Genomic DNA, 21646 nt, shown 5'->3' with positions numbered 1-21646 from the left:
AAAACAAAAAGTACGGTTAAAATGGACTCATTAGCAGAAAAAGTAGGTTTGTATGGACGAGCAGTGCTTACGGGTGCTGCTATCGGTATGTTTACTCTGGGTAGTCTGGCTGTAAATGCAGTAGATATTACTATCGAATCAATGATTAAACCTGATGATTTTAATTATGGGATGGGTAGTGTTTTAGTGAGTGATGGCATCACTAATATGTCAGGCTCCACAGTATTTAGTAGCTCGGTAGGATCGTCGGTTTACTATATGTCTTTAGTGAAAGGCTACCGCGATAACTTGATTAAAGGTGATGATCCTAGTGAGTTATTTAGCCTGGCAAATGGAGCCAAAAATAATATTATTGTGATTGTCGATTCAGTTACCGGCGGAATGACAACAATCAATACTTATAATAGCGATAATATTGAGCAAACTTATACTAATGGAAATTGGCAGATTGCGTTTTATAAACCATCAGCTGAAGGGACTACGCCGTTTATTCAATCGCAAATCGCTAATGTCACCGGGGGACAATTTAATTTTGATGTCAGTGGTGATATTGGCGATTCTTCAGTTAAAGATACCGTATATATTAAAGTCACTAACGGTGAGGCTAACTGGAATTCAGTCAATACCGTTACGGCGGCACCAAATAATTCAGGTATCGCAGCTGGTGGGGGAACCATAAATACCCAAACCATTACCTCCGCTAATTATGCTGGCACTTTCACAGTGAAAACTAGCGACGGAATACAAACAAAGCATGTCAATAATATTAGCGAACTAAAAGATTATAATAATTGGCTGATACAGCAATTACGTGACGGTAAGTTGGGTGAGGGACCAGTTGCTCAAGAGAACTATAATAACGCTTATGAAGCGGCTTATAGCTTTACCAATCGCACTTACACCATTAATCGTACTCCGGAAACATCATCACCGGACGATCCACTATATATTCTTCCCGGTACTCGCGCGGCCATGCAGGCTGATGGTAGTGGATCTACTGCAACAATTGGTGCTACCGGCGCGATTACTTCATTGGCAGGTTATGGTTTATATGCCACGAATGGCGGTACTGTTGTTAATCAGGGGATATTGACCACTTACGGCAATCAAAGCACTGCTGGAATGTGGATAGAGAGCGGCAGTTCGGGGATAAATAACGGTGTTCGTTATGCGGGGCGGCCGAGTGGGGGGAGTGCGGCCGAAGTGGGAACCGATATGGTAACCGGTTTAGGCTCAACCTATGAAAATACGGGGATAGTCAATATAACTGGCTGGAACTATAACAAATTAGGCGGTGGTAATTCCCATGGGCTCTTTGTTTATGCCGGGGCATCAGCGACGAATAATGGCGCATATAACGTAGGTACGACGACCCAAATTAACGCCGGTATTCCAATTGGCGTGGTGGTCAATGGTGTCGGCAGTGCTTTTACTAATGAGCTTCGAGGTGTGATGTATCTCGGCCGTGGACAAAGTGCCGATTTAACATCAGCACCCATCAACCGTGGTGGCGCTGATGTTGAACAGCCCAATGGTGGTCGATTAATCTCTGCTGGCGCCGGCGCTACGGTTAGAAATGAAGGTTCGCTGATTATTGGCGATCTGGTGCAAAACGGAGTGGCGATATTTGCTGGTCATGCTGGATACATGAATGTCGTTAACGAAGGCACTATTGATATTAATGGTCATTACAGTCAGTCACCAGACGTTAATTATGGAATATTGAGTCTCAGTTCGGATGCTAATTCTGTCGTCAATAATGAAGGTATTATACGTGTGCTGGGCATTAATGGCGTGGGTATTCAGACTATGAGCGGGGGGCTAGCTTCGTCCAGCGGTATGATTTATGTTTCCGGGGAAATGAGCCCATCCGGATTACGTAATTACGGTATTTGGTCTCAGGATGCGGGTAGCAAGGTAACGTTAAGTGGCACCATAAATTTATCGGGTAATGGTGGTATTGCTGCCCATGCGCGTTCTGGTGGCAGCATTGCCATTGAGGGGAATGGGCAAATTAGATTTAGCTCCGGTAAAGGTCATATTGGCTTCCTGATTTATGGTGCTGATGCCAGCCTGAATAATAACGGTACAGGCGCAATGAATGTCTCTACCGAGAATTCAACCCTGTTCCGTATGGAGGATGGCGCTGACTTTATCCGAGATATTGAAGCTCACTCGATACTTACTGCTTCAGGCAAAAATTCTACTGCAGTACACGTATCTGGTTTTACCAACACCAGCTCAGGTATTGATGTTTCAGCCTTCAACTCCGGTAAAATGACGCTAAACCTATCAGGTTTGGGGGCTACTGGCATTCTGGTTGCCGGTGGGGCTCAGGGTAAAATTGAGCCAGGTACTATTATCAATCTTACTGGCGTTGGCGCTATTGCCGGGGTTGCCGATGGTCAGAAGTATGATCTGTCTGGCGCGATGGTCGGTGATAAGGTTGCCGGTTTATTGGCAAATTCTGCACTCAGTGCGGGTGATTCTGCTTTTGGCAGCGGCACAATTTTAGTTGCAGGTGCTGACTTAAACTCCTCACTCAATAACGTGACTGGCTATATCAGCAGAAATACTGCCTTGTTACATAATTCCGGCAATATCAATTTTACCGGTGAAAAGACCACCGGTATTCGTGTTGAAACCGGATCTGTTGCGGAGAACTCCGGCAATATTTCCGTTGATGGTGTTGCTATTCACGTTGAGGGTCAGGACTCAAGAGTCAGCAACGTGGGGGGGAATATTGTTGCTTTAGGCGGGGAAGCGGCAATCAAAGTCGGTAACGGAGCATCGCTAAACCTGACGGGTAACGGTTTAGGAAATATCGAAGGCCGGGGTACTGCCCACGGCGTGCTATTAGCCAGCGGCGCAAAAGGGCTAATCGTTGACGGTGCAGTTATCAACGTTAATGCGGCTGGAGCTACCGGTTATGGCATTGAAAACCAAGCAGAGATTAGCGGTATTCAGCTAAAAGACACCACTATCAACGTTGCGGATGGTATCGCGGTCAGAACAGCGGCTTCTTTAGCCCAAACCAACAGTGGAACGATCAATATCAGCGGTAGTGGAACCGGATTGGCATTTCATGATGCTGCCGGAGGTAATATTACTGGCGATTTAGATTTATCCGACTCGGCCAACTTAGTGATTAATCTTAAGGGTACTGGTGGAACGGGGGTTCTGGTTAATGCCGAAGATAACTTTACGGTTAAAACCGGTGCCAGCGTAAATGTGGTACAGGCCGATGGTGGCGTGGCATTGGTGGTTAAGAATGCCGCGAAAGAAGTGATTCAGAGTGGAAATTTGATATCAAACTCTCTGAATCAGCCAGTGGTGGATGCTGGCAAGGTTAGTGCTTTTACTAATCAAGGAAAAATCTTTGCCAGTTCTAATACGGCATTGGTTATGGCGTTTCAAGATGCGGTGAATACCATTGTCACCAATGACACCGGGGCTGAAATTCGTGGTGCCGTGGCGTTGAACGGCGGTGATAATCAATTATTGCTCCGTAATGGTAGTTCCCTGGATGGGAAAGTATCACTGGGCGATGGTAATAACTTCATTATGTTGGAAGGCAGTGCTCAGGTTAAGCATGTAGAAGCCGGTAGTGGGAATAACACCTTTATTATCAAAGAAGGCGGGGCACTATTTGATCTGCTGGATGGGGGGATTGGTGCAGGTCGTGATGAATTGATCTTTGATGGTGCGGCGCATACTGTCGCATCAACCGCCGCAATAAAAAATATTGAGGCGATGAAGTTAAAGAATCAGTCACGGGTAACCATTAGCGAAGCGTTAGTGTTGACTGATAATGGAGACGATGTTGGCACCGTTGATATTGAAACTGACAGTGAACTGGCTATTCATCCCTCGTTGGCGGGAGATTTCATTTTTAAGCCAACATTAACCGGTGGTGGCATGCTGTCTGCCGAATTGGATTCAACAACATCCGCATTTTCTCTGGATGGAACTGTGGGTTCAGGCTTTAGCGGAATTTTACGGCTTGGTACCAGCAGTTTTGACCTGTCATCACTTAATACCTTGGGGCTAACCCAAGCCACGCTACAGTCAGACCTTGGCAATATAACGACGGTAGGTAGTGGTATTCAGAATATCGGTGGGTTCACGTTTAACGGCGGCAAGTTGGTTTTCGGCACCATTGCGCCGGGCGATAAGGTTAGCGATAACCGTATAGAAACCTCCGGAACCTTGGATGTTCGCAGGGCTGGAGTGGTACAGGTAACGATGCCAACCAGCGTGATTAATCATGTTCCCTCAGTGAATACTCATAACAATCTGATGGAACAAGATGATGAGATGGCTTTAGTTAATCTGGTCACGGCAGCGGGTAGCGTAATTGGTACCGGCGGACAGTTGGTTTTGCAGGATGAAAACGGCAACGTGATCAGTGACGCGCAACTGTTTGATATTAATCAGAATGGCGTGGTGGTTGCTGAAGGCACTTACGATTATCAATTATTAACCAGTTCTAATGGCGTAGACAGCGATGGTTTATATATTGGTTATGGCCTAAAAGAGTTAGCGCTCCTTGGTACAGGCAGTGATGCTTTAATACTTACACCTAACGCTGGGGCAACAGGATTGGCAGCAGATTTACGAGCCAAGCTGACCGGTGATGGCGATCTGGCGATTGAGGCCGGTAATCAGACCGTTTCGTTATCTAATGGGGGGAATGATTATACCGGAAGTACCACGGTACGTTCGGGAACTCTGCTGCTGGCGAACAATAACGCATTGGGTAAGACCGATATCCTGAGCATTGAAAATGCGGCCAGCGTTAATACCGGTGAATATAGCCAAACTATAGGTGCGTTGAATGCTGCTATTGGTTCACGGTTAACTATCGCCGACGGTGGTCTACTGACAATTAGTGATAGTCAGCGCACCCTCGGTATCACGGATGGAGGTTTGATTGAAGCTGATACCTTATTCGGTGGCGGTGGCTTAGCGTTAAAGGGCAGCGCGCTGACGGTTAACGGAGCAAATAATGGTTATAGCGGGAACGTCTCCTTAACCGATAGTTCCTCTTTATTGATTAATGATGTTGCTGGATTAGGGCGTATTGGCCTGATTACCTTAAATGGTGCATCGGATATTCTGGATATTAATCTGGTGTCGGCATCTGACCTGACTAAATCGCTTTCTGGTCTCGGACAGGTGATATTACGTAATAATACGGACTTACAGCTATCAGGAGATAGCAATGGTTTCAGCGGCCAGTTTAATGTTGAATCTAACGCGGTATTAAGAGCCGCCAAAGCATCAGCGTTAGGCTCTGCTGAAATTGTTAATGATGGAGTGACGCACTTAACCGCAAATACCCACTGGGAATTCATTAATCCTATGACCGGACAGGGAGGATTGATTAAGTCGGGGCAGGGGAATCTGGTTATCAATCATGATTTACAGTATACCGGAAATACAACGGTAGAATCTGGCACCCTAATTATTGGCGATAGCCTCAGTTCATCCGGTGCATTATCCGCAAGTTCACAGGTCAATGTGCTGAGCAATGCGGCATTGGCGGGAACTGGGACGATTAACGGGCCCGTTGATAATCAGGGGATTTTGACATCGTTAAATGCTTTGGCAGGGTACGACGTTGATGCGAGTAATTTGAGTGTTGGTTCATTAAATAACCAAGGGGTTGTTCAGTTAGCGGGGTACCGTATTGGTAATACGCTGACAGTTAACGGCAACTACGTAGGTGATGGCACATTAATTTTAAATACTCGATTAAATGATGATGCCTCCGTGACCGATAAGCTGGTGGTGACTGGTGATACTGCTGGTCATACTGGGGTGGTGGTGAACAATACCGGTGGTCAGGGCCAGCAAACCACCAAGGGCATTGAAGTTATCCGCATTGGCGGCGTTTCAGGTGGAACATTTCGTCTGATGAATAGGGTCGTTGCCGGTGCTTATGAATATTTCCTGTTTAAAGGGGATGCGAGTGGCTCAGAGAGCAGTTGGTATCTGCGATCAGTATCACATCCTACTTCACCGCTTCCCGGCGAAGAGGAAGGTGGCAATAAACCTAAGCCAGAAGATAACACACCGGTATATCGTCCTGAGGCCGGTAGCTATATTTCAAATATGGCCATTGCCAGTACATTGTTTAATCTGCGACTGGCGGATCGCGAAGGTCGAGCTGAAAACTCGAGTATGTGGCTACGCCAGGTTGGGGCACATACTCAGTTCCATGATGCTTCTGGTCAATTGAAGACTACCAGCAATCGTTATGTGGTACAGGGCGGTGGTGAAATATTTGCTACTCGACTAGCAGAGACCGATCGTTTGGGCGTGGGCGTTATGCTGGGCTATGGTAGAGCCAGCAACCATACGGATGCACGCAGTGGTTATTCGTCTAAAGGTGAGATCGATGGATACAGCACCGGTCTTTATGCTACGTGGTATCAGGATGCTCAAACCCTTAATGGGGCATACCTTGATAGCTGGGCTCAGTACAACTGGCTGAATGGTAAAGTGAATGGTGAGCAGTTATCGACAGAACGTTATGATATCGATGGCTTTAGCGCCTCGGTAGAAACCGGCTATCGTTATCCCGCTTATCAAGGGGTTAGTGGGGATGTATTTATCACGCCTCAGGCTCAGATAATCTGGAGTGGTTTGAAAGCGGACGATCATACGGAAGCCAATGGTATTCGCGTACGGGTTAATGGCGATGATAATATCCAAACCCGCCTTGGACTGAAAGTTTCACGTGATGGCTTTAGCGACCAAGATCGAAACCGAAAACTGTTTACCACTTACGCGGAGGTGAACTGGCTACACAACAGTGAGCTTACCAGTGTCGTTATGGACGGTACTTCGGTGCAACAGTCAGGTAGTCGTAATCTGTATGAGGTGAAGCTAGGGGCTGAAGGTCGTTTGAATGACAGACTGAATCTCTGGGCTAACGTTGGGCATCAGCTAGGTGATGATAGCTATAGTGATACCTCAGTTGTGTTAGGGGTAAAATATCGCTTCTAAACTGAGAACAATAAGATGAAGTCAATACGGGCATCTTAGGATGCCCGTATTTATTGACATCAAAAATATTGATAAATCGTAGCAGTAGGCTGAACAATTCCTTGAGCAAAAACAAGAAAACCTAACTTTTTTAAGCAATAAAAAAGGAGGCACTGGTCTGATTTGAGAAAACTGTGTTAAAAAGTACTGAAAGTAAAAAAATGTAATGGTAGAATTCTTTTTTAACTGACTTGGTGAATAGTGAGATGGGCAAAAACGTCGTCGTACTGGGCACTCAATGGGGTGACGAAGGTAAAGGTAAGGTCGTCGACCTGCTGACTGAACGGGCTAAATATGTTGTACGCTATCAGGGCGGACACAATGCAGGCCATACTCTGGTCATTAACGGTGAGAAAACCGTTCTTCATTTGATTCCTTCAGGTATTCTTCGCGAAAACGTTACCAGCGTAATTGGTAACGGTGTGGTGTTATCTCCAGAAGCTTTGATGAAAGAGATGCGTGGCTTGGAAGAGCGCGGCATTCCTGTGCGTGAGCGTCTGCTCCTGTCAGGTGCTTGCCCGCTGATCCTACCTTATCATGTGGCGCTTGATGCAGCCCGTGAGAAAGCGCGTGGCTCTAAAGCGATTGGTACAACTGGTCGTGGTATTGGACCGGCTTATGAAGATAAAGTCGCACGTCGTGCTTTACGCGTTAGCGATCTCTTTAATAAAGAGACCTTCGCAACAAAACTGAAAGAAGTGATGGAGTACCATAACTTCCAGTTAGTCAATTACTACAAAGTTGACGCGGTAGATTATCAAACCGTTCTGGATGATGTCATGGCGGTTGCTGATATATTGACCGCTATGGTGGTGGATGTATCTGAGCTGTTGGACAACGCCCGTAAAAAAGGCGAGTTAATGATGTTCGAAGGCGCACAAGGTACGCTGCTGGATATCGACCACGGTTCTTTCCCTTATGTGACGTCTTCAAATACCACCGCAGGTGGTGTTGCAACGGGTTCGGGTTTAGGTCCGCGCTATGTTGATTATGTTTTAGGTATTGTTAAAGCTTATTCAACTCGTGTAGGTGCAGGTCCGTTCCCGACCGAATTGTTTGATGATGTTGGTGAGTTTCTTTGTCAGAAAGGCAATGAATTCGGGGCAACAACCGGTCGTCGCCGCCGTACTGGCTGGTTAGATGCGATTGCCGTGCGTCGTGCAGTACAGCTGAACTCGCTGTCAGGCTTTTGTCTGACCAAGCTGGATGTATTGGATGGCTTGAAAGAAGTGAAGATTTGCGTTGGTTATCGTATGCCGGACGGCACAGTGGTTGAGACTACACCACTGGATGCTGATGCCTGGGAAGGTATTGAGCCGATTTATGAGAGTTTACCGGGCTGGTCTGAAAGTACTTTTGGCGTGAAAGAGTTCAGTAAGCTACCTCAGGCAGCGCGCGACTATATCAAACGTGTTGAAGAGTTAACCGACGTTCCTGTAGATATCGTTTCTACTGGTCCAGATCGTTCTGAAACAATGATTTTACGCGATCCGTTTGACGCATAATAACGATTGTTATTTATCGTTATAAAAGACGTTAGATAATCGAATACCAGTCAGTTTAGTCTGACTGGTATTTTTTTAGTGTTATGTTTGTTTTTTTACCCTTCTTTTACTCCTCAGGATTATTCCTCTTTATTGGTTATTACGTTATCTGAGTTTGATTTTTATCTCTATTAACAAGTTGGCAATATATTTAGCAATGTATACAGAGTTTGTTTTATTAACGTTTTTGACTAATATTGAGATTGAATTAGCAATGTAGATTTAATTAGGATGCTAGATTTATTATTTGACACTTAACCAGATTATAATTTATTAATACGTTACCCATAATTACAGATTTATCAGTTCTGAATTTTTAATATGTATTATGGGGGGTGCAATAGTTGCTCAGTTTTTATTGAGTTATTTTGCAATTTTAATCTTTATCATTGGATATTACATTTTATAATGTAACTATTCTTTAAGGTAATAAAATGATATTTAAAGGATTGTTCGTTCAAACGGAACCATCCCGTCGTCGATATGGATTGGCGTTTTTGATTGGCATTATTTCTGGTGTTGTATCCGGCTTTGTAAAATGGGGGGCGGAAGTACCATTACCACCACGTACTATTTTGGATGGTCGCGCAGAATTTAATCCCCCTTATCTATTTTTACGTGATTATTTAGGTATAGATCCAACTGCGACAGTATATACATTCTCAGAACATATTATTAACCCAGTGATGGTGACTCATGTCATATTTTCTGTGGTTTTTGCTATTGGTTACTGTGTTGTGGCTGAGCGCTTTCCAAAAGTTAAATTATGGCAAGGCGTTATGGCCGGTATTATTGCCACGGTTGTTGTTCACGGAATCAGCTTCCCACTGCTTGGATTAACACCTCCGCTAACAATGTTACCTCTTGATGAATATATTTCTGAAATTTTTGGCCATATCGTTTGGTTCTGGTCGATAGAAATTATTCGCCGGGATTTACGTAACAGAATAACGCATGAGCCAGATGCTGAAGTGCCATTAACTGCACCTTATCGTTAATTTGGTATTGTAAAGTGTTAGAGGGGAATGTTGTGCTGAAAGCACACTTCCCCTAAATCCCCATTCAGCTTCCCAGAATATCAATGTTGTTCCTATTTCTGACCGCTGGTGTTTGTCATTGACCTTCCTCGATTTTGTTGAGCGTTTTTCTGTTTTAGCGCTCTGAAAATTATTAGCTTTTGGCGCCAATCGTTTATAATTAACACATCAGTTTTATTCAGTTATTTCGCTAAAAAGGTCGCTATCCGGATAATTTTCGAGCGTGCAGTGGGTAGGTTTGTTATTCTGACCGCAGAATATGTGGTGGGGTGCGTGAGCTCGAACGGCCGTAACGTTATAATTTATTGTTAATAATGGATTTTATTTTCAAAAATGTAATTATTGTCAAGTTAACGCGGCTCTGAATAGGATTTTAGCAAAGGGGTATTTGTGCAATTAACCAGTTTTACCGATTATGGTCTACGGGCTTTAATCTATATGGCCTCACTGCCTAAGGGTGAGCTGACTAGCATCTCTGAAGTCACCAACGTTTATGGCGTTTCCCGTAATCATATGGTGAAAATAATTAATCAACTCAGCCGGATTGGTTTTGTGGATGCTGTTCGCGGTAAGAATGGTGGTATTCGCTTAGGTAAGCCTGCGGTAGACATTAAAATTGGTGATGTTGTTCGAGCTATTGAACCGCTGGCTTTAGTGAACTGTAATTCTGAATTTTGTCACATTACTCCCGCTTGTCGACTAAAATTAGTGCTGGATAGCGCAATTAACGTTTTTTTAAAAGAATTAGATAATTACACTCTTGCCGATATGATCGTTGATAACAGTGATCTCCAGGAACTGCTATTTATGGCGCATCCTGCGATATCGACAAATAAAAATAAGGATAACTAATGTCAAAAGATCCTTTCTTGGCCCGTGAGGCTGAAAAATACGGGGACCCCATTCCCAGCCGTGAATATATTTTGGATTTATTGTCTAAACGACAAACTCCTGCTAGCCGTGATGAGCTGGTAACCGCGCTGGAACTGGAAAGCGAAGAACAACAAGAGGCGCTACGTCGCCGTTTGAGAGCGATGGAGCGTGACGGTCAGTTGGTGTTTACCCGCCGTCAATGCTATGCCCTACCTGAACGCCTGGATATGGTTAAAGGTACGGTGATTGGGCACCGTGATGGTTATGGATTCCTGCGGGTTGAAGGTAAAAAAGATGATTTATATCTTTCTCCTGAGCAGATGAAGTTAGCGATTCATGGCGATGTGGTCTTAGCCCAACCGATGGAAGAAGATCGTAAAGGTCGCCGTGAGGCGCGTATCGTCCGAGTTTTAGTGCCTAAAAATAGCCATATTGTTGGCCGTTACTTTACCGATGCCGGTATTGGCTTTGTGGTGCCGGACGATAGTCGTCTGAACTTTGATATTTTGATTCCACCAGAAAGTATTATGGGTGCCCGTATGGGGTATGTGGTGGTGGTTGAGTTAACTCAGCGTCCTACCCGTCGTACTAAGGCTATCGGTAAAATCATCGAAGTGTTGGGCGATAATATGGGAACGTCAATGGCGGTGGATATCGCCTTGCGTACTCATGAAATCCCTTATGTTTGGCCTGATGCCGTACTGAATGAAGTCAACGGTCTGAAAGAAGAAGTGCCGGAAAAAGCGAAAAAGGGTCGTGTAGACCTGCGAGATTTACCTTTGGTCACCATTGATGGTGAAGATGCTCGCGACTTTGACGATGCAGTTTGTTGTGAGAAGAAGAGCGGAGGCGGCTGGCGTTTATGGGTAGCCATTGCTGACGTTAGCTACTATGTCCGTCCGGGAACGTCTCTGGATGCCGAAGCGCGTAGTCGGGGTAACTCGGTTTATTTCCCTTCTCAGGTTATTCCAATGCTACCGGAGGTGTTATCCAACGGTCTGTGTTCGTTGAATCCTCAGGTCGATCGCTTGTGTATGGTTTGCGAAATGACGGTGTCTAAAACCGGCAAACTAACGTCTTTTGAATTCTACGAAGCGGTTATGAATTCCCATGCTCGTCTGACTTACACCAAAGTTGCGCATATTCTGGACGGGGATGCAGAGCTACGCGAGCACTATCAGCCATTGGTGCCGATGCTTGAAGAGCTACACGCCTTATATGGCGCGTTGGATAAATCTCGTGAGCAACGTGGCGGCATCTCTTTTGAGACCGATGAGCCGAAGTTTATCTTTAATGCCGAGCGCCGCATTGAGCGTATTGAATCGCTGGTACGTAATGATGCTCATAAGATCATTGAAGAATGTATGATTCTGGCGAATATTTCGGCGGCTCGATTTGTGGAAAAAGCGGAAGAGCCTGCGTTGTTCCGTATCCACGATCGTCCGAAAGGCGATAACCTGGCCTCGTTGCGCAGTGTTCTTGCTGAACTGGGATTAAGCTTGGGGGGGGGATTAGAACCGGCACCGAAAGATTACGCTAAGTTGATGGATGCGGTAGCGGATCGCCCGGATCGTGAAATGTTGCAAACCATGCTGCTACGCTCAATGAAGCAGGCGGTATATGACCCGGAAAACCACGGTCACTTTGGTTTGGCATTAGATGCCTATGCTCACTTTACTTCACCGATTCGTCGCTATCCTGACCTTTCTCTGCATCGGGCAATCAAGTTTTTGCTGGCGGGTAAAAAAGGTGGTTCAACATCTAGCGGCGGCTGGCACTATTCAACCGAAGAAATGTTACAGCTGGGTGAGCACTGTTCAATGACTGAGCGTCGGGCTGATGAAGCTACTCGCGACGTTGCGGATTGGCTGAAGTGTGACTTTATGCAGGATCACGTTGGAGAAGCCTTTACCGGCACCATTTCCAGCGTCACCGGCTTTGGTTTCTTTGTGCGTTTAGATGATTTGTATATTGATGGTCTGGTGCATGTTTCCACACTGGAAAACGACTACTATCGCTTTGATAACGTCGGGCAGCGGCTAACCGGGGAGTCCTCTGGTCAGACTTTCCGTTTGGGTGATAAAGTTGAAATTCGGGTTGAAGCGGTTCATCTGGATGAACGTAAAATTGACTTTGCGTTGGTGTCCAGTGAACGCCGTCCGCGTGGTGAAGGTAAAACCGCTAAAGATCGGGGCAAAAAAGGCGATAGATTGAAAGCCGATGGGTATGCTGCCGATGCTAAGGTGCAGGTGAAAAAGCCGAGAAGAAGCAAGCCAAAGCCTGAAGAGAAAGGAAGCAGTAAACCGGCAGCTAAAGCGGCTAAACCGAAGGCGAAAAAGCCTTCGGCCAAAACCAAAAAGATAACGTCGGCATTAAAAAGCAAAAAGGCGAAAAAAGCCGCTGAGCTTTAATACGCTCGAAATGTGATGACAGGGCGGCCTAGCGTGTCGCCCTGATTTTTTATAATAGATTTTAGAAGAACTAATGTTATGAGCGAAATTATTTACGGTATTCACGCCGTTAAGTCATTACTGGAGCGCGATCCACAGCGCTTTATTGAAGTATTTATTCTTAAAGGTCGTGAAGATCGTCGTTTACTGCCGCTGGTGCAGGAAATTGAACAGCATGGTATCTCTGTTCAGGTGGCTAACCGTCAATGGTTGGATAATAAAGCTGAAGGTGCGGTGCATCAGGGCATTATCGCCAGAGTGAAAGAAGGGCGACAGTATCAGGAAAACGATTTGCCAGATTTGCTGGAGGGTTTGGATAAACCCTTCCTGCTGGTGCTGGATGGCGTGACCGACCCTCATAACTTGGGGGCTTGTTTGCGCAGTGCTGATGCTGCCGGAGTTCATGCGGTGATTGTTCCGCGTGACCGTTCCGCTCAGTTGAATGCTACCGCGAAGAAGGTCGCCAGTGGGGCGGCGGAGACCATCCCATTAATTCGCGTTACCAATCTGGCTCGCACTCTGCGTTATCTGCAAGAGCAGAATATTTGGATTGTCGGAACCGCCGGTGAAGCAGATCATACGCTGTATCAAACCAAGTGTACCGGACCGGTAGCTTTAGTGATGGGAGCTGAAGGTGAAGGCATGCGTCGCCTGACCCGTGAACACTGTGATGAACTGATTAGCATTCCGATGGCGGGAAGCGTGTCATCGTTAAACGTGTCGGTAGCAACCGGGGTATGTTTATTTGAGATCGTCAGACAGCGCGGCGAGTAAGGTTGCGTTGTTTTGGCATACATCGGGCGGTTAACGTAACCGCCCGATATTTATTAGTCTTTAAGCTCGCAGATCCTGAAGGATGATACCGACCTCCTGCGTTTCTCGTTCGTGCTCTTCCTCACGCCAAACTTCTTTCAGGGCTTCCTCTTCCCATTCCATCATCGATTGCAGGTTTAGTAATCTTTCCGTATAAGCCTTAGCCGCTGGGGAAACCGGGAGATCGTAACTTTGAATACGAAATGCTACTGGCGCGAAGAATGCATCAACCGCAGTAAATTTTTTCCCCGCCAGGAAATGACCGCCAAACAGGTTCAGACCCTGCTCCCACAATTCACTCAAACGAGCCAAGTCTTTGAGCAGGGCCTCAGAATGTTGATGTGGTCGTACGCGTATCCCCACGTTCATTGGGCAGGTATTGCGCAAAGCGTTAAAACCGGAATGCATCTCCGCACTGGCGCAGCGTGCCCAGGTGCGGGCTTCTCGTGACTCAGGCCAAATTTCCGGGTGATCTTCAGCCAGATACTCGGCAATCGCGAGGGAATCCCAGACGGTAATCTCTCCGTCGGTCAGACAAGGTACTTTTCCCGATGGTGAGAAACTGCGAAAGCTGTCCCAGTTGGTGTCGGTAAAAGGAACGATAATTTCCTCAAAAGGCAAACCTAGCTGGCTGAGTAAAATCCAGGGGCGAAGCGACCATGAAGAGTAATTTTTATTGGCAATATATAACTGGTACATAAAGGGCTTCTCCTGATAGTTTATCGGTGAGTCGGTAGTTTGCTATTTCAGTGTAGGACAAAATCCATTTAGACCTTTAAACACGCACGCCAATCAGGGTGAGAATCAGCGGGGTGGTGATAGCCGAGAGTACGGTAGAAATCACCAGACTCGACGCCGCAGGGCCCACAATCACGTTAAACTGGCGCGACATAAGATAAACGTTAACGCCAACGGCCATCGAACCCAGTAGTACCACCACCTGTGTCTCCATCGGCGGCAGTCCAAGAATGATGGCTAATAACCAGACAATGAGCGGCTGTACGATCAGTTTTAAGGTACAGATCATCGAACTTATCTGCCAGTCGTCGCGAATCCGGTATTCAGCTAGCCCCATTCCCAGAGCAATTAATGACATTGGTGCGGCTATTTGCCCCAGCATACTGACGGGCTGATCGATAAAGCCGGGTAAATCATAACCGGTCAGGCTAAATAAGGTACCTGAGACAATGCCGATAATCAGTGGGTTTTTTAGTACGTTTAGTGCGGTATGGGTAAAGCCTTTAATTGACAGAGAGCCGTTTCTTGACCACTCCACGGAGATGGTGACCAGAGTCCAGAGTATCAGGCCATTAAACACCAAAACCAGTGCCACGGAAGGTAGAGAGGCTTCACCGAGGGCCACCGTGGCAACCGGGATCCCCAGCATCACGTTATTCGAGAATATGCCGCCCAAGGCAAATACCGAACCGGAGGTGCCATCAAGCTTTAATACTTTTGCTGCCAAAATCCGGCCAATCACGAATACAATCAGGCAACTGCCAAAAAAGGCGATTAACAGGCGGGCATCGACTGGTGGCTGTTTTGAGAAATTACACATCATGCGAAATAGCATGGCGGGGAGAGCGACCGAGAACACAAATTTGGTTAAACCATCAGCGACATTTTTATTCCATTTAGCCCAGCGGATTAAGCCATACCCTAAGATGGCTAAAATAAACAGAGGTGCAGAGAGCACAATCTGATGCCATAAGGGAAGAAGAAAGCTTTGCATGGGTTCCCGCTTAATATAAAGAATAATGGGTTATCATATTGGCTATTTCATGGGCATCACCAATATGCAGAAGATGAGTGTTTATCATTCTATTAATTCTCTTACGACTATACGTTGCGTCGGATAAAGGTCAATACGCCCACGGTGATTCAGAAATAAGTGCTTCATTTGGTTGTTCAATCGCGAAATAACCCTGTCATACCGACTTTTATAGAAAGAGTTGTTGGTTAAGTATTGCGGTGGTATCCCTTGATTTATCAGGGATACCCTTCATTATGATAGCCGGACTATGGCTAACTAGATTACGATTAAGAGAGAACACTGTGTCATCAATTATTTTTAATCAACTTGTTTCCGTGCTGGAACAGGGGAATGCTCGATTCCGAGTGATGGAACATGCGAGCGCCGGACGATCGGAAGACGCGGCGAAGGCCAGAGGAACCAATATCGAACAGGGCGCCAAGGCGCTGGTTTGCCACGTAAAAGGCAACGGTATTAAACAACATGTGTTGGCAGTATTACCTGCCCACCGTAAAGCCAACTTGTCGGTGTTGGCGCAACAGGTCGGTGGCACTCGGGCTTCATTGGCTAGTCCGAAAGAGGTGATGGAATTAACCCAGTGCATTTTTGGCGCGATTCCTCCCTTTAGCTTTCATGCTGATCTTCAATTAGTGGTTGACCCGATGGTGTTCCAGCAAGAGGAAGAGATGGTATTTAATGCCGGTTCGTTGGAACGCTCTATTTTGTTAAACGTTGAGGATTACCAGCGGATTGTTCAACCATCGCTGATTGCATTTTCTGAGGCGAATATCACTGAATAGTGAATAAAGGCGTCGTTGGTTACACCTTCCTTGCCGGTATTTAGGCTCGGAGCTTGAAATAGAAGCTATTGACCAAGTTGAATCCCTCATTAATTCAAAGAGATTCCGTTGATTGATAAACAAAGACTGAATCTCCTTGAAGTTCCTACGCCATAAACGTACAATTCAGCGTCATTTTTTTCAGCCGTACACTTAACACGTTCCTTGCTTCCATGGGCCACGGCTGACCCTGACAGGAGGCTGAATAATCCGTAAGGAGCAATTGATGCGTCATTACGAAATCGTTTTTATGGTCCATCCAGACCAAAGCGAACAAGTTCCAGGCATGATCGAACGTTACACCGGTGCGATCAAAGCTGCAGGTGGTGAAATTCACCGTTTAGAAGATTGGGGTCGTCGTCAACTGGCTTACCCAATTAACAAACTGCATAAAGCTCACTACGTTCTTCTGAACGTTGAAGCACCGCAGGAAGCGATCGATGAACTGGAAACTAACTTCCGTTTCAACGATGCCGTTATCCGTAGCATGGTAATGCGTACTAAGCATGCCGTCACTGAAGCTTCTCCAATGGTTAAAGCGAAAGATGAACGTCGCGAGCGTCGCGAAGATTTTGCTGAAGAACTAATGGATGAATCAGATGATGCTGAGGATTCTGAAGAGTAATTGTCTGTGTTGACTGCAAACCGTTTGGTATTGTCTGGTATCATTATCAAGACCCCCATTCGAAAAGTAAGTCCATCTGGGGTCCCGCATTGTCAGTTTGTGCTAGAGCACCGCTCACAACAGCAGGAAGCCGGTTTTAACCGACAAGCATGGTGCAGAATGCCCGTGATTGTTAGTGGACAGCAGTCTCAAGCGTTAACTCACAGTATAACGGTCGGCAGTAGCCTGAAAGTAACCGGTTTTATTAGCAGCCATCAAGGCCGCAATGGGCTGAATAAATTAGTGTTACATGCCGAGCAGATTGAATTGATAGATTCTGGAGACTAGCCATATGGCACGTTATTTCCGTCGTCGCAAGTTCTGCCGTTTCACAGCGGAAGGCGTTCAAGAGATCGACTATAAAGATATCGCAACGCTGAAAAACTATATCACCGAGAGCGGGAAAATTGTCCCGAGCCGTATTACCGGTACTCGTGCTAAATACCAGCGTCAGCTGGCTCGTGCTATTAAGCGCGCACGTTACCTGTCTTTGTTACCGTATACTGATCGTCATCAGTAATCGGCAACGATCCACGAACTTAAAGAGGATACGGTAATGCAAGTTATTCTACTTGATAAAGTAGCTAACCTGGGCAGCTTAGGTGATCAGGTTAATGTTAAATCGGGCTATGCTCGTAACTATTTGGTACCGCAAGGTAAAGCGGTTCCAGCAACCAAGAAAAACGTTGAGTTTTTCGAAGCTCGTCGTGCAGAGTTAGAAGCTAAATTGGCTGAGACTCTGGCTGCTGCTGAAGCTCGTGCTGCTAAGATCACTGGTCTGGGCAACGTGACTATCGCTTCTAAAGCAGGCGATGAAGGTAAATTGTTTGGTTCTATCGGTACTCGCGACATCTCTGATGCAGTTACTGCAGCAGGCGTTGAAGTGGCTAAGAGCGAAGTTCGTCTGCCAGAAGGCGTTTTACGCGCTGTTGGTGAGTACGAAGTGAGCTTCCAGGTTCACAGCGAAGTATTTGCTAAACTGAACGTTATCGTGGTTGCTGAAGACTAATTATTAGTTTTCTTACCATGTTTAAAACGCCGGCTTATGCCGGCGTTTTGCTATTTGTCGGTTGGACTTCATCGATTTCTTGTCTGGATTAGCGGGGGATCGGTTTGGATAGGATATATTGTTAAACAATATGATGTTCACTGCTTAACCGGAGTCGCTATGGCGAATATTCAATTAGTCAGAGTTTATGATATGACCACGCCAGTGGCTGAAAACAGCTTTCTAACGGATCGACTTTGGCCTCGAGGAATAAGTAAAGCCAAGTTAGTCGACGTCACTTGGTTGAAAGACGTTGCGCCAAGTAATGATTTGCGTAAGCGATTTCACGCTGATACCACTCGCTGGGATGATTTTCGCCGCGATTACTATGCGGAATTGAACGCGGGAAACGCATGGTTACCGTTACTGGCATTATTGCGCCAGGGGAAAAATATTACGCTAATGTTTGGTAGTAAGAACATTGAACATAACCAAGGCGTAGTATTGCGTGATTTCTTACTGGAAAAGTTTAATGGTCTCGACGAAAGCGTCCATTACTCTGGCGAGTAAATAGCGCCGATTTATTTGCCGAAAGTTCCACTTCTAATGCGGTCACCTGTTTATCACTGGTGAGCTTCACCCTGATTTTTTGCCCAATTCTTAATGCGTTAACCGGTTTTCCTGAGCCTTCGACCTGAGCCAGCAAAAATGCATCACTTACAATAAAATGATTATCTCTGAATAACTGCGTTAGCGTATGGCCTTTTTGAATGGTGAACTCTTGCCATTGCTCATTATCGGCTTGGGGAGCAGCAGGTTGCTCAATTGGCGATGGTTCTGGTTGGGGGGCTATCTGAGGTGTAGCTTGAGTTTGTGCTATTTGCGGAGCAGGTTCCTCAATGGGGGCGGGTGTTTCTGGTTGCTGATTCAAAATACGATTGGCCCGCTCCATTTCTGCATTATCCTGAGGAGGAGAGCTGGTCTGGGCGGTACTGGGGGTTGATAAATCAACGGGCGTGGAGCTATGACCGATTTCTATGTCACCATTTTTTTCATTTGGCCAAAGAAAAGCACAGAGAATCAGCAGCGCTGCCATTAGCACGCCTCGTCGATGAGCATAAGGTAATGGCTCCATCCAGTTAAAGCTATCGGGCAGATGCCATATCTTTAATAATACGGTGTTAAGCGGATTATTACCGGTATTCAGCCGCTCTCTGCCTTTGTTTGCCTGCATTGCTGTACCCCATCTATAACTCGGTCAGGTTTGCACTGATTAATTTGAGCAATCTGTCATCTGATTTGCGATAGTACAATTTTACCCATAATAGACCGAATAACATAGGTTATGTAAACAATATAAATATATCCTGTTCTATTCATTCATCGCATTGGATGGGGTGTCATCGCTGGCAGCCGTGTTTTGCTCGGCAATGGCCTCTTGCATCAATTGTAAAAAGCATTCGGCGGCTTTTGATGGTGATGGTCCCCAAACGCAATGCACTTTTCGCCTTGGCTCTTCCTTGATGGGAATAGATATCAGTGAATGAAGGCGCTGAGCGGTTGATATGGGTACGATACCGATAGCCAATCCCTGACGAACCAGATTTTCCAGCCACTCAATATGATCTATTTCGAAGCTGACATGACGTTTAATCCCGGCGGCCTGAAAGGCACGGTCAGTTTGTTGACGTGCGCCACAGCCAGCGCAGTAGTCAACCAGAGATTCTCCGGCCAGCGTCTGTAGAGTAACCTGTTTCATTTTTGCCAGTGCATGGCTAGGTGACAGTAGAGCAACCAGTGGTTCATCTGCTATTTGCTGGTGGGGCAATGAAAGTATGCGTTTTTCACCGGGCCAAATGCCGGTAAAGGCAATATCGGTTTTCTGCTGTTGAATATCCGTCATCAAATTTTCACTCATACCAACGTATAGTCGGATATTGACCTGAGGGTAGCGTTGGTGAAATTGATACAGAAGAGCCGCCAGATCGATAGCATTAAGCGTAGATATGGTGCCGATAGTTAACTTGCCAGAAATTTGATTATTGCTGGCAGCCACTTCATCAATCAGATGCTGTAGTGAATCCAGTACTTTTCGAGTGGGAGCGATAATCGCCTGACCGGCAGGTGTGAGTTTGACCTGTCGAGAGGTGCGGTTAAATAATTCGCAGCCCAGTTCCTCTTCCAACTTAGCGATTTGATGACTTAAAGCTGACTGGACAATATGACAGCGTTGGGCGGCGCGGGTGAAGCTTTGCTCTTCAGCGACCGCCAGAACATAAGTGAGCTGCTTTAAATTCATATCTATCTCTTTATGAGATGAATAAAATGAAAATTATAAATTAGGCCTATGGATAAAACTACCTGATAATCGCGGTATCATCATTTTAAGAATCTCCATAATGAATCAAAGTACAGAGAATAAAGTATTAACGCCAGCGCTGATTGTCGTGATGTCAATCGCTACCGGTTTAGCCGTTGCCAGTAACTATTACGCGCAGCCTTTATTGGAAACGATAGCAAAAGCGTTCTCGTTATCCGTCAGTCAAGCCGGGTTTATCGTAACCGCAGCCCAATTGGGCTATGCCGCCGGATTAATGTTTATTGTTCCCCTTGGCGATCTGTTTGAACGGCGTCGGCTTATTGTGTTGATGACGTTACTTTCCGCCCTCGGTATGCTGATAACCGCTATGTCTTCTACCGTAATCGGCGTGATTATTGGCACTGCTCTCACCGGACTGTTCTCTGTGGTGGCACAGATTCTGTTACCTCTGGCAGCAACTCTAGCTGAGCCCGCGAAACGTGGAAAAGTCGTCGGCATGATTATGAGTGGCCTGCTGCTGGGTATTTTGTTGGCAAGAACCGCGGCTGGACTATTGGCTTCTTTGGGCGGCTGGCGTACCGTTTATTGGGTAGCGGCTGGCTTGATGGTGGTGATGGCGCTGGTGCTGTGGATAGTTTTGCCGCGCTATAAACAAAGTAATGGCCTTAATTACCCGCAATTGCTGATTTCTATTATCGTGCTGTTTTCCCGTAACACCACCTTACGTACTCGCGCTTTTCTTGGCGCTCTGTCATTTGCCAATTTTAGTATGCTGTGGACATCCATGGCTTTTCTGCTGGCTTCCCCACCCTATAACTATTCTGAAGCGGTAATTGGTCTATTTGGTTTAGTTGGTGCCGCCGGTGCTTTAGCCGCCAGTGGGGCGGGTCAGTTGACAGACAAAGGGAAATCCAGCTTGGTAACGACGCTGGGGTTAGTGCTGTTGTTTGTTTCATGGTTGCCGATTGCTTTTGGTCAGTACTCTATTTGGGCATTAGTCATTGGCATCGTGTTGCTCGATCTGACGGTGCAAGGTGTACACGTCACTAATCAGTCAATGATTTATCGTATGATGCCGGAGGCTCGAAGCCGTCTGACCGCAGGTTATATGACCAGTTACTTTATTGGTGGTGCGCTGGGCTCACTAATTTCTGCGGTGGCGTATCAATATGGGCAATGGTTGGGCGTCTGCATTGCTGGAGCAATATTAAGCCTGATAGGGATTGTTATTTGGTGCCTGACTAAACGAAAAATTGAGCAGGAAGCTGTGCTATATATGGATTCTGCGATATAGCTGGTCATCAGCTTTTTG

General features: G+C 46.1%; 17 protein-coding genes. 13 read left to right on the top strand and 4 right to left on the bottom strand.

Annotation, left to right across the window (positions count from 1 at the left end; translation table 11 throughout):
* The first annotated feature begins 21 nt into the window (after positions 1–21).
* The 6 genes from BMZ28_RS02920 (at position 22) to rlmB (ending at position 13731) form a co-directional block, all read left to right on the top strand.
* On the top strand, positions 22–7014 hold the full coding sequence (locus BMZ28_RS02920) for an autotransporter outer membrane beta-barrel domain-containing protein (RefSeq protein WP_248296083.1): 6993 nt from the start codon (positions 22–24) through the stop codon (positions 7012–7014).
* 245 nt (positions 7015–7259) lie between these two features.
* Positions 7260–8558 (top strand): adenylosuccinate synthase, encoded by a 1299-nt coding sequence (locus BMZ28_RS02915; RefSeq protein ID WP_047779774.1) that lies wholly within the window; start codon positions 7260–7262, stop codon positions 8556–8558.
* A gap of 473 nt (positions 8559–9031) precedes the next feature.
* Complete coding sequence (locus tag BMZ28_RS02910; protein ID WP_047779775.1) at positions 9032–9595, top strand: YagU family protein; 564 nt, start codon at positions 9032–9034, stop codon at positions 9593–9595.
* Between the two features lie 429 nt (positions 9596–10024).
* Positions 10025–10486: a nitric oxide-sensing transcriptional repressor NsrR gene (gene nsrR / locus BMZ28_RS02905; RefSeq protein WP_047779776.1), complete on the top strand. Its 462-nt coding sequence runs from the start codon at positions 10025–10027 to the stop codon at positions 10484–10486.
* Positions 10486–12918 carry a ribonuclease R gene (gene rnr / locus BMZ28_RS02900; protein ID WP_047779777.1) on the top strand — a complete coding sequence of 811 codons (2433 nt, stop codon included), beginning with the start codon at positions 10486–10488 and terminating at the stop codon, positions 12916–12918. The genes nsrR and rnr overlap by 1 nt, the downstream gene beginning before the upstream one ends.
* A gap of 78 nt (positions 12919–12996) precedes the next feature.
* Positions 12997–13731 carry a 23S rRNA (guanosine(2251)-2'-O)-methyltransferase RlmB gene (gene rlmB / locus BMZ28_RS02895; RefSeq protein WP_047779778.1) on the top strand — a complete coding sequence of 245 codons (735 nt, stop codon included), beginning with the start codon at positions 12997–12999 and terminating at the stop codon, positions 13729–13731.
* A gap of 60 nt (positions 13732–13791) precedes the next feature.
* On the opposite strand, the gene BMZ28_RS02890 is transcribed toward rlmB, so the two are convergent.
* Together BMZ28_RS02890 and BMZ28_RS02885 are read right to left on the bottom strand one after the other, a co-directional pair.
* A complete protein-coding gene (locus BMZ28_RS02890; RefSeq protein ID WP_047779779.1) occupies positions 13792–14469 on the bottom strand; it encodes a glutathione S-transferase family protein in 678 nt (225 codons plus the stop codon).
* Positions 14470–14545: 76 nt separating this feature from the next.
* Positions 14546–15502 (bottom strand): AEC family transporter, encoded by a 957-nt coding sequence (locus tag BMZ28_RS02885; RefSeq protein WP_074820534.1) that lies wholly within the window; start codon positions 15500–15502, stop codon positions 14546–14548.
* Positions 15503–15777: 275 nt separating this feature from the next.
* Here BMZ28_RS02885 and BMZ28_RS02880 point away from each other — a divergent pair, with 275 nt between their 5' ends.
* From BMZ28_RS02880 to BMZ28_RS02855, 6 genes are all read left to right on the top strand, one after another.
* Positions 15778–16323 (top strand): YbaK/EbsC family protein, encoded by a 546-nt coding sequence (locus BMZ28_RS02880; protein ID WP_074820533.1) that lies wholly within the window; start codon positions 15778–15780, stop codon positions 16321–16323.
* Positions 16324–16588: 265 nt separating this feature from the next.
* Positions 16589–16987: a 30S ribosomal protein S6 gene (gene rpsF, locus BMZ28_RS02875; protein ID WP_047779782.1), complete on the top strand. Its 399-nt coding sequence runs from the start codon at positions 16589–16591 to the stop codon at positions 16985–16987.
* A gap of 9 nt (positions 16988–16996) precedes the next feature.
* Positions 16997–17314 (top strand): primosomal replication protein N, encoded by a 318-nt coding sequence (gene priB, locus BMZ28_RS02870; protein ID WP_047782450.1) that lies wholly within the window; start codon positions 16997–16999, stop codon positions 17312–17314.
* A gap of 4 nt (positions 17315–17318) precedes the next feature.
* A complete protein-coding gene (gene rpsR, locus BMZ28_RS02865; RefSeq protein WP_000135199.1) occupies positions 17319–17546 on the top strand; it encodes a 30S ribosomal protein S18 in 228 nt (75 codons plus the stop codon).
* Between the two features lie 36 nt (positions 17547–17582).
* Positions 17583–18035, top strand: coding sequence for a 50S ribosomal protein L9 (gene rplI / locus BMZ28_RS02860; protein WP_074820531.1), 453 nt, complete (start codon positions 17583–17585; stop codon positions 18033–18035).
* Positions 18036–18194: 159 nt separating this feature from the next.
* Positions 18195–18584: a DUF488 domain-containing protein gene (locus BMZ28_RS02855; RefSeq protein ID WP_074820529.1), complete on the top strand. Its 390-nt coding sequence runs from the start codon at positions 18195–18197 to the stop codon at positions 18582–18584.
* Here the strand turns inward: BMZ28_RS02855 and BMZ28_RS17445 are convergent.
* Together BMZ28_RS17445 and BMZ28_RS02845 are read right to left on the bottom strand one after the other, a co-directional pair.
* On the bottom strand, positions 18544–19248 hold the full coding sequence (locus tag BMZ28_RS17445) for a LysM-like peptidoglycan-binding domain-containing protein (protein ID WP_074820527.1): 705 nt from the start codon (positions 19246–19248) through the stop codon (positions 18544–18546). The genes BMZ28_RS02855 and BMZ28_RS17445 overlap by 41 nt on opposite strands.
* A gap of 138 nt (positions 19249–19386) precedes the next feature.
* Positions 19387–20313 (bottom strand): LysR family transcriptional regulator, encoded by a 927-nt coding sequence (locus BMZ28_RS02845; RefSeq protein ID WP_074820525.1) that lies wholly within the window; start codon positions 20311–20313, stop codon positions 19387–19389.
* 100 nt (positions 20314–20413) lie between these two features.
* Between BMZ28_RS02845 and BMZ28_RS02840 the strand changes: the two genes are divergently transcribed.
* Positions 20414–21628 carry an MFS transporter gene (locus BMZ28_RS02840; RefSeq protein WP_074820523.1) on the top strand — a complete coding sequence of 405 codons (1215 nt, stop codon included), beginning with the start codon at positions 20414–20416 and terminating at the stop codon, positions 21626–21628.
* Positions 21629–21646: the final 18 nt, after the last annotated feature.

The organism is Pragia fontium DSM 5563 = ATCC 49100 (assembly GCF_900112475.1).
Taxonomy (GTDB): Bacteria; Pseudomonadota; Gammaproteobacteria; order Enterobacterales; family Enterobacteriaceae; genus Pragia; species Pragia fontium.
Note: the sequence above shows the minus strand (reverse complement) of the source record. Positions and strands in the feature narration are given on the sequence as shown.

What these genes read in the sequence shown, in the direction of transcription:
- BMZ28_RS02920 (WP_248296083.1), top strand. Translation starts at nt 22, where the DNA reads ATGGACTCATTAGCAGAAAAAGTAGGTTTGTATGGACGAGCAGTGCTT.
- BMZ28_RS02915 (WP_047779774.1), top strand. Translation starts at nt 7,260, where the DNA reads ATGGGCAAAAACGTCGTCGTACTGGGCACTCAATGGGGTGACGAAGGT.
- BMZ28_RS02910 (WP_047779775.1), top strand. Translation starts at nt 9,032, where the DNA reads ATGATATTTAAAGGATTGTTCGTTCAAACGGAACCATCCCGTCGTCGA.
- rnr (WP_047779777.1), top strand. Translation starts at nt 10,486, where the DNA reads ATGTCAAAAGATCCTTTCTTGGCCCGTGAGGCTGAAAAATACGGGGAC.
- rlmB (WP_047779778.1), top strand. Translation starts at nt 12,997, where the DNA reads ATGAGCGAAATTATTTACGGTATTCACGCCGTTAAGTCATTACTGGAG.
- BMZ28_RS02890 (WP_047779779.1), bottom strand. Translation starts at nt 14,469, where the DNA reads ATGTACCAGTTATATATTGCCAATAAAAATTACTCTTCATGGTCGCTT.
- BMZ28_RS02885 (WP_074820534.1), bottom strand. Translation starts at nt 15,502, where the DNA reads ATGCAAAGCTTTCTTCTTCCCTTATGGCATCAGATTGTGCTCTCTGCA.
- BMZ28_RS02880 (WP_074820533.1), top strand. Translation starts at nt 15,778, where the DNA reads ATGATAGCCGGACTATGGCTAACTAGATTACGATTAAGAGAGAACACT.
- rpsF (WP_047779782.1), top strand. Translation starts at nt 16,589, where the DNA reads ATGCGTCATTACGAAATCGTTTTTATGGTCCATCCAGACCAAAGCGAA.
- rpsR (WP_000135199.1), top strand. Translation starts at nt 17,319, where the DNA reads ATGGCACGTTATTTCCGTCGTCGCAAGTTCTGCCGTTTCACAGCGGAA.
- rplI (WP_074820531.1), top strand. Translation starts at nt 17,583, where the DNA reads ATGCAAGTTATTCTACTTGATAAAGTAGCTAACCTGGGCAGCTTAGGT.
- BMZ28_RS02855 (WP_074820529.1), top strand. Translation starts at nt 18,195, where the DNA reads ATGGCGAATATTCAATTAGTCAGAGTTTATGATATGACCACGCCAGTG.
- BMZ28_RS17445 (WP_074820527.1), bottom strand. Translation starts at nt 19,248, where the DNA reads ATGCAGGCAAACAAAGGCAGAGAGCGGCTGAATACCGGTAATAATCCG.
- BMZ28_RS02845 (WP_074820525.1), bottom strand. Translation starts at nt 20,313, where the DNA reads ATGAATTTAAAGCAGCTCACTTATGTTCTGGCGGTCGCTGAAGAGCAA.
- BMZ28_RS02840 (WP_074820523.1), top strand. Translation starts at nt 20,414, where the DNA reads ATGAATCAAAGTACAGAGAATAAAGTATTAACGCCAGCGCTGATTGTC.